The organism is Dyella sp. NPDC103356, assembly GCF_055584465.1.
This window is the reverse complement of the sequence record NZ_JBVJLZ010000003.1, coordinates 166,972-178,997: the sequence shown is the minus strand read 5'-3', so window position 1 is coordinate 178,997 and position 12,026 is coordinate 166,972. Positions and strand designations below refer to the sequence as shown.

Below are 12,026 nucleotides of genomic sequence, written 5' to 3'. Positions count from 1 at the left end.
GTGACTGTTTGAACGAAATCGGATCATGCGTCATGGCATCGGCACGGTAGGCGTGCTGAGCATGGGTTGCTTGAGCGTGGCGAGCGTCGGCTGGCCTTCCACCAGCAGATCCAGCACCACCAGCTGATTCCCGCTGGGCTTCAGCCAGACACCGGGTATATACAAGGTGCGCTGTGGGCCAATGCTCCAGGTGCGGCCCAGCGGGTGCCCGTTGAGCCAGACGAAGCCCTTACCCAGGCCGGCGGTATCCAGGAACGTATCTGCAGCAGCGCTTCCGGAAACCGGCGCATTGAATGTGCCGTGATAGAAACACGGGGCGTGCCGGCAGGGGCCGCGGGTGTAGTGCAACGCGCTACTGTCGTTGAATGGCAACGAATAGATCTGCCAGTCCTGCAATGCCTTTCCTTGCAGGGTGACGGATCCCAGAATGCCCTTGCGCTCGGTGAGCAGCTTCTCGCCGAAGTTGATGCGTCCGTCGTTCTGCACGAGCAGATCGAGCGTGTCGCCCTTGGCGAGCTTGAGTGTCAGGCGATCCTGCTTCAGCCGGCGGTCGAGCGTGCCGACGCGTTTGCCGTTGACGTAGACCTGGGCATAGTCGTGCAGACCATCGACTCGCAGTTCGCCTGAGGCATCGGTGGCCACGCGCTTGCGATAGAGAATGTCGCCGTACGCCTGGTCCAAGGCTTCCATGGTCTTGAGTTCGTGCGATGCGGTAGGCGTCGGCAAGACGTCCCACAGTGACACGGCCTCATCCAGTTTGATGCCATCGATCGCCTGGGTGGGCGGTGTGGCCGGTACCGGGGGTAGGGTGGCGCCGGTTTCCTTGGCGATCACCTGGCGCGCGGCATCGTACTTCGGCGTGGGCCGTCCGCTTTCATCCAGCGGGCTGTCGTAGTCGTAACTCGTTACGTCAGGCTGGTAATTGTCGTCGTCCCAGTTGGCGCCGTTCATCCAGCCGAACGAGGTACCGCCATGGAACATGTAGAAATTGACCGAATAGCCTTGCTGCAATATCCAGGTCAGCTCGCCGGCGACTTTCTTGGCATCGGCGACGTGATGCGGCGCGCCCCAATGATCGAACCAGCCGACCCAGTACTCACCAGCCATATAAGGCCCGGTGGACTGCCACGTATGCAGCTTGGCGAACTTCTCTTGTGCGTGACCGACGCCGAAGTTGATCACCTCGAGCAAGCCCGGGAGCGAGCCCGGCTGCTCGGCGCTATCGGAGGTAAACAGCAGTGATTTATCGAAGCCGCTGTCGACAATATCGCGACGAATCTGCTGCAGATAAGGGCTATTGTCCTTGCCGAAGCTGCCGTACTCGTTCTCTACCTGCACGGCGATGATGTTGCCGCCATGCGTCAGTTGCAGTGGCGCCAGTTCCTGGCCCAGCCGGTGCAGCCAGCGCTGTGCAGGCTCCATGAATTTCGGATCGGTGCTGCGCACCTGGGTACCCGGATCCTTCAGCAGCCAGGCAGGAAACCCGCCGAACTCCCATTCGGAACACACGTAGGGACCCGGGCGAAGAATCACATACAGGCCTTCCTGCTGCGCCTCGCGAATGAATTCGGCTACATCGTTTTGCCCGCTGAAATCGTAGTGGCCCGGTGTCGCTTCGTGCGCGTTCCAGAACACATAGGTCGTGATGGTGTTGAGCCCCATTGCCTTGGCCATCTTCAGACGCGCGCGCCAATACTCACGCGGTACGCGCGCGTAATGCATTTCGCCGGAGATGATTCGGAACGGCTTGCCGTCGAGCATGAACTGGCCCTGCTCGATGGCAAGGGCATGATTGGAAGGCGTCGGTGCCGCAGACAGGTTGCCGGCGAACAACGCGCCAAGCAGCGCACCGGTTAAGACGTGCCTCAATGAACTCACTGGCATACCTCGTTGACCCAGGAGAAAGCTTGATATCCGCCAGGGGCGGCACCGACTTCGGCCCCGGGATCATCCGCGGGGCCGAAGTCAGTCAAGCAGCGCTCATTCCATCGAGCAAGTTAGAAGGTGCCGCGAACACCGACCGTGTACACCGTGCCATCCGCTTCGGCATAGAGGAACCGGTTCGGATAGACGGAGTAGTCGTACAGGTGCTGATGGGTCAGGTTGGTGCCAGACATGAACACCGTCACGTGCTTGTTGATGTCGTAGCTCGCGCTCAGGTCAAGCTGGCCATAGGCCTTTCGTGTGTCCGGCTGTGCACCGGCGCCGTACGAAATGCTGTTCAGATACGCGCCGCGCCAGTTGTACGCAAGACGCACCTGGACCGGGCCCTTCTCGTAGTACAGGCTCGCGTTGGCCGAGTTGCCGATGCCGGGCACTGCGAACTTGCCCGACGCGGCGATCGTGCCCGGATTCAGGTTTGTACTGCTGGACACGTGCGTGTAGTTGGCCAGGAAGCCCAAGCCATCGAACGGATCGGGCAGGATGTGCGTGAACTGGTAGTTGAAGGTGAACTCTTCGCCATAGATCTTCGACGAGTTCAGGTTGATCGGCTGAGTCAGCGTCCAGATCAGCGGCTGTCCGTTGGCCTGGTTGGTCAGGAATTCCACCGGCGTGCTGACCAGCGTGCTGAAGTTGCTGACCTTCTTGTAGAAGCCTTCCAGCGCGATGTAGCTCGCGTCGTCGATGTACCACTCCAGACCCATGTCGAAGTTCCGCGAGGTATACGGCTGCAGCTGCGGATTGCCTTGCGAGATGGTCAGCGAGTTCGGGCGGGTGCCGAAGCTGCGGTTGTAGTACAGGTTGCTCAGTTCCGGCGGGGTCAGTGTCTTGGATGCCGAGAAACGATAGATCAGGTTATCGAGCAGGCTCAGCTTGAAGTTCAGCGACGGCAGCCACTTGTGATAGCCGCCATCGGCGGACTGCGGCGCCAGCGGGCCATAGGCGACCTGGCCATCGCTGGTGTCGTTCGGATCGATGTAGTAGCTGATCGGCGGCTGGCCGATCGCCGTGGACGTGGAGTTGATGTCGAGATAACGCACACCCACATCCAAGGCCCAGGGCTTCTCCCACATCGTGCCTTCGAAGAGCGCCTTGCCGAAGAACGTCTTCTCGTTCTCCGACACCTTGTTGTAGCTGCCCGGGTTGGGCGCCGCGTTCAAGGTGCCGCCGTTGGCGGCCAGGCCGGCAAGCAGCGCCGCGCGCTTATCGGGGGTCAACTGGTTGTACGCCGCAGGCGTAGTCAGCCAGTTGAGATAGGCACGTGGATCGTACTGGATCCACTGCGCCGGCAAGCCTGGTGAGGACACGCCATGGATCTTGTCGGGCGCCGTGTAGACATACGCACCCACGGCATCGGGCGGAACGGAGATGCTGTAGCCGCAGTAGGCGTTACACAGGATGCTGTTGGGCGTGCTCCAGTTGATCGACTTGACCGAATCGTCGGTGACCCCCGCGCCAAACGCCAACTCGGAAAGCACGCCATCCTTGAAGCTCTTCGTCAGCTTGAGCTGATACTGGTTAACTGTATTGGTGACGTTGCTACCGGAGCCGGCATTGCAGCAGTGCGCATTCAGGTTTCCAAAATCCGTCGTCGACAGGATATTGGAATAACTCGGCGGTTCACTGCTGCCGCCATTGGTCCAGGTCGGATTGGTTCCAAAGTTCTTCGCGCCGATGACAAGAAAGTAACCATCGGGACTCTGCTTGTTCCAGGCCTTGGAGTTGGAGATATCCAGGCTGAGCTTGGTCGATTCATCGATATCGAAGCCCAGGTTCAAGCCATTCTGCGTGCTCTTTTCGTAGCTTGGGTTGTACGACATGACATAGTCGTTCGCCATGACGTTGGGGCCGGAACCCATGCGCACCCAGCTCAGCGCCGTGTTGTTGGCATCGGTCGTGATCGACTGGATATCGGCGGTGTTGCCGTACTCGCCGAACTCGTGCTCGAGCGGGTCGACCTTATAGCTCGAATACAAGGTGTCGAACTGAACGGTCAGCCGATCGAACGGCTTCCAATCGATGGCGCCGCTGAAACCCTTGCGCGTACGCGTCTCGTCGACGACGTTGCTGGCCAGGGTCTCGGGCACCGCGACGTTGGTGTAACCGGCAGTGCCGGGGCCAGGAGAGAGCTGGGAAATGTTCTGGTTGGTGTACCAGGAGTTGGCCTGCGTATTGAGCTGCGTGTCGCTGCGCTTGTAATACGTTGCCGAAGCGATCCAGCCGAAGGTGTGGTCCGAGTTCGTCCAGCCGAAGACACCCGATGCCTTGGGCGTGGTCTTGCCCTGCCAGTCGCCGGTCAGGTTGCTGTTGACGCCCGCCGCGCTCCACGCGCCATGGATGCCGGTGAAGTCCAACGGCCGCGCGGTCTGAATATTGACCACGCCACCGATGTCGACCTCGGGAATGTCCGCCGATGAGGTCTTGTTGACCTGGGCGACGCTGATGATTTCAGAAGGCAGCACATCGAAGTTGAAGGCGCGCGAGCCGGATGCCGTGGCCATCTGGCGATCGTTGACCGTGACGGCGACAAATTCGGGTCCAAAGCCGCGGATCGCAATCTGGCTCGATTCGCCACCGCTGCGATTGACCGATACACCGGGCACGCGCTGCAAAGCGTCAGCCACGTTGGGGTCGGGGAACTTGCCCGTCTCTTCGGCCGAAATCGAGTCGACGACGTTGACGGCGTCCTGCTTGATCGCCTGTGCTTTGCGGATCGCGGCCAGCTGACCCGTGACGGAAACCGCATTCAGCTCGGTGACCTTCTTGTCCTTATCGTTCGTCTTGCCTGACGCGTCCGTGCTGGCCTGATCGGGCGAGGAGGAAGATGGCGTGCCGGCTGGCGGCGGTGTCGGACTCGTTTGCGCGTGTCCCTGCATGCTGTAACCGGTCAAGCAGGCGACTCCCGTCACCATCAGCGCTCGGCGAATAACGATCGCCAACTTCGTATGTTGCATGACAACCCCTCCCCAATCTATGTGGAATACCCGTCAGACATGCACGCAATGCTTCGTTGTCCCTTTTCTGCCGGGCCGAGGCTATGCGCAATCCAGGCTGTCGGCGCCCCCTGCGCACCTAGCCGTCCATCTATCCTGTAAGACAGGCTGCGGCTGCCCGCGGCCAATTGTCTTATTTTAAGATAATACTAAAGAGGGGTGGCTCAACAAGCTGCGCCGCAGCATGGCCTGGCGCCGTCCGGGCCTCCTTAACTTATGGGGCCAAGACTCCGGCAAGGTGCCCGGCGCGTGGGGTGCCGCGAAGGTCGGCGCTCGCTCTTGCCGGGGTGGATGGGTCTGCGTCTGGAGCACGACACGAGAAGTCGCCTTCCGGTGTCCGCTGCGTTCTTTGAGCAGCAGCCCATGGGTTTTGGCTGAGTCCAGTTTCAAATGGCACCGAATGTGCAAGAGCCATGAGGCCAGCCAGGATCATGCACTCGAAAGATTGGCCACTTTTCATATTTGGCTTGCGTTGTAATGAGCGGGGAATATATGCCGCCTTTTTTACTTAACTACAACGTCATTGATTGATTGCACAAATAACAAGCCCCTAATCCCGGGGGCATTTCTCAAAAGGGGATACGCGATGAGTTACGGAATTAATAGGTCCCATGCCCGCACGAAGATGTTGGTGAGAGCAACCCTGTTCTTCGCCGGCGCCGCGATGATGTCCAGTGCCATGGGCACCACGCTCTATGGCGGCGGATCCACGCTGCCTGTCGGCGCCTACTTTGGATGGAATGCCCCCAATCGTCTGATCTTGCCGGCCGATGTGGATGCCAGCTCAATATTCGGCGCGTGGGCTGGTGCGTCCAATCATGTGCAGTACTGTCAAACCGGCAGCGGCAATGGCAAGCGCGTGATCAACGGCGACACCAGCGGATCGCCGTCTCTGACCGCCACCGGCATCTGCGATAACAATGTGTTGCTGCTCACCGGGTTCAGTGTCCCGACGACCGCCGTGGTGCAGCCGGATTTCATCGATTCGGGCGTGCCGTACTGGTCAGCGGAGTACGCGACATTCATAGCCAACAAGGGGACGGCGCGCGGCGAGCCCGTCCAGTTCCCGGCGATCGCGGCCTCCATCGCCATCGTCTATAACAACTCCAGCCTGTCCAGTCAGCTGAACCTGACTCAAGCACAGGTCTGCGGCATCTTTGCTGGCACCATTACCAACTGGCACGACTTGAACTCGGCCTTTATGTCCAAGGCCATTAAGGTTGTCTATCGTGCGGACGATAGCGGCAGCACGTTCAACTTCTCCAATTACCTGACTGCCGTTTGCGGCATTATCGGTGGCGGCCACTTTCAGACCAGTCAGAATTTCTTTTCGCCCGCATCCGGTTCGGTGATCGCTCTGGTTCCCCTGAATACCGCTACGTCCAAGATAGGCGCCAACGGCGATGCCAACGTCATCGTCGCCGTCAATGCAACCGACGGTGCGATCGGTTACGCCGGTACCGGCGACGCGCTCGATCATTCCGGTATTGGCATCAACCCGGTGGGTCACGCGACTATCGATGGCAAGGATCCGGTGACTGATTTTCCAGCCACATTCCCGGTCACGGTCCTATATGACCGAGTCATCGTTAGTACGAGCCCCACTGTCATGCTGGGCACGCAGACGCCGAACTCGACGGCGAACTGCCTGGGTATCGTCGATCCGAATACCTATGCGATACAGCCGTCGACCCGCTACCCGATCGTCGCGGTGACCTACCTGATCGCTAACCAGAAGGGCAACGCGACGGATCTGACGGCACTGCGCAGCTTCATGATCTATGCGCAAAACCATGCGATCGTCGAACCGGGTTTTGCCCAACTTACAGGTACAGGCATCAACACGCTCAAAGCTCTCAGCTGTCTAGCGAATTAGTTCAGATAAACGATTCCTGCTTCCAGGGAGAAGGGGTTATCCCTTCTCCCTTTTCGCTCCTGTGAAGCGTCTAAAGAGGGGCGCGTGATGATGGGTGACGATCAGAGTGGCTCTCACATTAGTGCCTGATAATCGTGGTGCAAGTCACAATAGAAATAATGACCGACTTTATTTTTGATGTGTCGCTCACAACACGCATGGTTGTAATGCGAGAGGCTTAATGGGCTTTAAAAAAGCCATTTCTCATTAACCATCAACGCGGAATCCGTGTGCCCACGGAGGGCCAGTCATGTCCTCGATAAATACCGTACTCGATCACTTTCGCTATCAAGTCGACCTGCACCCTGATGCACCCGCCCTCATCGATCGCCGTCGCCTATTGACCTATGCAGAGCTCGATAAGCGCAGCGATGCTGTTGCAGATTTCCTGATCCAAAGAGGCGTAAAGCCCGGCGATCTTGTGCCGCTATTGGCCGGCCGCTCGTCGGAGGTCATCATTGGATTGCTCGGGATCGTCAAGGCCGGTGCCGCCTACGTGCCGATCGACGAAACCTATCCGGCGCTAAGACAGCACTACATTGTTGAACAGACGGGTGCTTCCCTGGCGTTATCTACTGCGGGGTCATCTGCGATAGGGCAGTGCAAATGCGTTGCCATCGAAGCGTGCAGCGCCATCAGCGAGCCGAGTGGCAAACCGGTCGAGCGCCTGCGCGAGGCGCTTGCGCCAGAACAAGCGGCCTACGTGATTTTCACGTCGGGCACCACCGGAATGCCGAAAGGCGTGGTTATCGAACACCACTCATTAGTCAATCTGGTTACGTGGCATAACCGGGAGTTTTCGGTCTCGTCGCAAAGCCGGCTCACGTTGATGGCGAAAATCGGCTTCGACATATCTCAGTGGGAGATATGGTCAGCCTTGTGCGCTGGTGCACCGCTCTATCTGCTGGACGACGCCTTGCGCATCGATGCCGACATGCTGGCAGATTTCTATGCGCGCCATGCCATTACCCATGCGTTCGTGCCGACGGTGATGGTGCGCGATGTCGTCAACGCGACCTCCGCGGTACAGACCACCCTGAGTTATTTGTTCACCGGCGGCGAGAAGCTCAATCCCATCGATACCGATCGCGTGGACTATCAGCTCGTCGACTACTATGGCCCCACCGAGGCCACCATCTTTGCCACCGCCAGCCGCGTGATCAGCGCCAGCCGGGGTATGCCGTCCTCCATTGGCCTGCCGATTGCCGGCGCGGAGGTCCTGATTCTCGATGACGTTCTGTCCGACGTCCCGGCTGGCGATCCTGGCGAGCTCTTCATTGCAGGCCCGGGGCTGGCCAGGGGCTATTTGAACAACAGCGCATTGACGGACGACAAGTTCATCGTCCGCGATGGGAAGCGTCTCTATCGCAGCGGTGATCTTGCCCGTTTCCTGCCCGACGGCAGCATTCAGTTCCTCGGTCGGCGCGACGAACAGATAAAGATCCGCGGCAACCGTGTCGAACTTGGCGAGATCGAAGCTCAGCTTTCGTTATTGCCGCAAGTCAGGAAGGCCGCCGTCGGAGCGACCTCGCCACGTGATCCTTCCAGGAAAGAGATCGTTGCGTTCCTGATCGTCGATAGATCCACGGGTGACAACGACAGCGCATTGATTGCCGCCATCAAGGAAGAGGTAAAGGTCGTCCTTCCCGACTACATGCTTCCCGCCAGTTACCTCCTGGTCGATGAGTTTCCTCTCACCTCGAACGGAAAAACCGACAAGCAGGCCTTGCTGCAACGCCATGCGATGAAGCTTGCTCCCGTATCGGGTGCCAGGAAGGCGGCTTATGAAGGAGGGCAGGCGGTCATCGCCGACATCTTCAGCGAATTGCTCGGGCATGACGATTTTGGTCCAAACGACAGTTTCTTCGAGATTGGCGGTCATTCGCTGCTTGCGGCTCACTTGATCAAGGACATCTCGGACAAGCTAGGCATCAAGGCTTATATACGCGACATCTACGAACACCCCAGTGTCAGCGCGCTGCACGCCGAGCTGCAACGCAGAACGGGAACTTCGGCCCCTGCTGTCGATGCGGAGCCGATTCGTGCCTTGCAGGATGATGTCTATCTGCCAGAGGGCGTGGTGTTCGATCAGCCCAGTCAACCAGGCCAGATCGCCGCGCCCAAGCACGTCTTTCTCACCGGCGTTACCGGATTTGTCGGCATCCATCTTCTGCAGGAGTTGCTCGCTACCACTCGCGCGGCGATCCATTGTCCCATTCGAGCGCAGAGCGAAGAGCATGCGCAATTGCGCCTGGAAGAGGTGTTGAGCAAGAACGATATCCAGCTAAGGCCGACGGAGCTGCTTCGCATTCGAGTCTATGCCGCCGATCTGGCTCAGCCGGAATTCGGCCTCGCCTCATCGGACTATCGGTACCTGTGCAGCACAGTCGACATGGTCTATCACTCGGCCAGTGCCGTGAATTTCATCCAGCCGTACTCCTATATGAGGAGGGACAACGTGCAAGGGCTGAGGGAGGTCATTCAGTTCGCAGCAGCGGGGAAACTCAAGCCGCTGGCGCTGTTGTCGACGATCTCCGTCTACAGTTGGGGCCACTTGCACACGGGCAAGCGCGTGATGCTGGAGAGCGACGATATCGACCAGAATCTGCCGGCCGTCATCACCGACATCGGTTATGTGCGCAGCAAGTGGGTGATGGAAAAGGTTGCCGATCTGGCGGCAAAGAAGGGGCTGCCGCTTATGACCTTCCGGCTCGGCTATGCCACATTCCACAGCAAGACGGGTGTCTGCGCCGAATACCAGTGGTGGTCGCGGCTGGTCAAGACCTGCCTTACGCAAGGTACCGTGCCGGCGTTGCGTGACCTGCGCGAAGGCCTGACCACCGTGGATTACATGGTGCGCGCGATCGCGCATATTTCGCGCAATCCCGCTGCGCTGGGAAAGAAATTCAATTTGATTCACTCGCGGGAGAACAATCTTACGCTGCAGGACTTCTTCGACAAGCTCGAAACCGATTTCGGTTTTCCTTTCCGGCGAATTCCTTATGCGCAGTGGCGGGCACAGTGGGAGCCCGACTATCAGGCCCCGCTATATCCGCTGCTGAGCCTGTTCAAGGATGTCATGTATGACGGGCAGTCCACCGTGGAGCTCTACCAGAATACTTATGAATGGGATTGCAGCAATGTTCACGAGTTCCTGCGCGGTAGCGGCATCACGGAGCCGGTATTCGATAAAAGCGAACTGCAGCGTTACCTCAATCGCTCGATAGGGATGGCCACGGCCTGAAACTCCGCGGCGCAGAGAGTGCCTCAGGCACTCTCTGCGTCGAGGCGCAAGTGGCTGGCATGCGATGCCTATCATGCCCCCATCGTCCCAGTACTGTTCAAAGACCACTATGGCAAGCGCTATGCTTGGTGGCTGGCGGCTCGAACGGATATCGACCTTCATCGCCAGACGTCACACGCCATGGGTACCGGGACCTTATGCATACGAATGAGCAAGCGTTGAAGCGTGGCCTGAAAGAGCGCCACATTCGCCTGATGGCCTTGGGCTCCACCATTGGCGTGGGGCTGTTCCTGGGTTCGGCCAACGCCATCAAGCTCGCCGGACCGGCAATCCTTGTTTCTTACGTGCTGGGCGGCCTTGCGATCTTTTTCATCATGCGCGCGCTGGGTGAGATGGCCGTGCACCACCCGGTAGCCGGCTCCTTCAGTCGCTATGCCCAGGATTACCTTGGCCCCTTGCCGGGCTATCTGACCGGTTGGAATTACTGGTTCATGTGGCTGGTGACCTGTGTGGCGGAAATCACCGCCGTCGGCGTCTACATGGGTGTCTGGTTTCCCGATGTGCCTCAATGGATCTGGGCGCTGGCCGCACTGGCGGCGATGGGCGCGGTGAATCTGGCCGCGGTCAAGGCGTATGGCGAGTTCGAGTTCTGGTTCGCCATGATCAAGGTGGTAACGATCGTGCTGATGATCGTGGGCGGCGGCGCGATGATCGTGTTCGGCTTCGGCAATCACGGCGTAGCGACCGGCATAAGCAACCTGTGGGCGCATGGCGGCTTCATGCCCAACGGCGCGCAAGGCGTGCTTATGGCGCTGCAGATGGTGATGTTTGCCTATCTTGGCGTGGAAATGATCGGGCTGACGGCCGGCGAGGCCGACAATCCCGACAAATCGATTCCCGATGCGATCAATTCCGTGTTCTGGCGCATCGTGATCTTCTATGTCGGCGCGCTGTTCGTGATCCTGTCGCTTTATCCCTGGAACGAGCTGGGCACACAAGGCAGCCCCTTCGTCATGACCTTCGAGCGGCTGGGCATCAAATCCGCGGCAGGCATCATCAACTTCGTGGTGCTCACCGCGGCGCTTTCGTCCTGTAATGGCGGCATCTACAGCACGGGCCGCATGCTCTACAACCTGGCCCAGCAGGGGCAGGCGCCGCGGGCGTTCGCGGTGACATCACGCGAAGGCATTCCACACAGGGCGGTGCAGGTCTCCATCGTGGCGCTGTTGCTTGGTGTGCTGCTGAACTACCTGGTGCCGGCGAAGGTTTTCGTCTGGGTTACCTCGATCGCGACCTTCAGCGCCATCTGGACCTGGGTCATCGTGCTGATCACGCAGATGACATTTCGACGCCGTCTGAGTGACGGCGAACGCGATCGCCTGAAGTTCCGCATGCCGTTCTATCCCTATGCATCGTGGTTCGCACTGGCGTTTCTTGTGCTGGTTGCCGGATTGATGGCTTATTTTCCGGATACGCGTGTCGCGTTAATCGTTGGGCCCCTCTGGCTTGTTGTGTTGACCGTGCTGTATTACGCATTCGGGCTCGGCAAGGGTGGCCTCGCCGAAAACGCGGGCTAACCTGCTGACGTAGCCGGAGAGCTTGCTGTAGCGATAGTGCGATCGAGGTGATTCGAATTCCCTCGGTCGCCCTGTACTTGATATTGCTACGCAATATATTGCGTTTTTGCTGTTGAGCTGAATCTCATTCCTTGAGCGCGGCCTTGTGTCTAATGGCTGCATGACTTGGTTTTCATGATTCGCCTATGCCGTGCGGGGCGTCGGCGTGATCGAGGCGTGAGGCATCGCCTCAGATACCCATGTCTGTTGTGGCCGTGATGTCGGTAGTGCAGTCGGTCTCGTCGATACGGCGATTTCTTCCGTGATTTTCGCGGAAGGCGAGCGCTTATTCGGTGTGTCCGCTTTATCTCTATTTT

5 protein-coding genes are annotated in these 12,026 nt (G+C 58.9%); 3 read left to right on the top strand and 2 right to left on the bottom strand.

The window, feature by feature from the left end:
• Positions 1-30: 30 nt before the first annotated feature.
• Positions 31-1,878, bottom strand: a complete 1,848-nt coding sequence (locus ACZ6WW_RS07645; RefSeq protein ID WP_465273680.1) for a glycoside hydrolase family 35 protein — start codon at positions 1,876-1,878, stop codon at positions 31-33.
• A gap of 119 nt (positions 1,879-1,997) precedes the next feature.
• Complete coding sequence (locus ACZ6WW_RS07640) at positions 1,998-4,895, bottom strand: TonB-dependent receptor (RefSeq protein ID WP_465273679.1); 2,898 nt, start codon at positions 4,893-4,895, stop codon at positions 1,998-2,000.
• A gap of 670 nt (positions 4,896-5,565) precedes the next feature.
• Here ACZ6WW_RS07640 and ACZ6WW_RS07635 point away from each other — a divergent pair.
• The 3 genes from ACZ6WW_RS07635 to ACZ6WW_RS07625 all read left to right on the top strand — a co-directional run bounded on the left by ACZ6WW_RS07635 (position 5,566) and on the right by ACZ6WW_RS07625 (position 11,670).
• A complete protein-coding gene (locus tag ACZ6WW_RS07635) occupies positions 5,566-6,810 on the top strand; it encodes a PstS family phosphate ABC transporter substrate-binding protein (RefSeq protein ID WP_465273678.1) in 1,245 nt (414 codons plus the stop codon).
• A 289-nt stretch (positions 6,811-7,099) separates the two neighbouring features.
• Positions 7,100-10,093: a non-ribosomal peptide synthetase gene (locus tag ACZ6WW_RS07630; RefSeq protein ID WP_465273677.1), complete on the top strand. Its 2,994-nt coding sequence runs from the start codon at positions 7,100-7,102 to the stop codon at positions 10,091-10,093.
• A 197-nt stretch (positions 10,094-10,290) separates the two neighbouring features.
• The gene (locus ACZ6WW_RS07625; RefSeq protein WP_465273676.1) at positions 10,291-11,670 is read left to right on the top strand and encodes an amino acid permease; all 1,380 of its coding nucleotides are present in this window, start codon (positions 10,291-10,293) and stop codon (positions 11,668-11,670) included.
• The last annotated feature ends 356 nt before the right edge of the window (positions 11,671-12,026 follow it).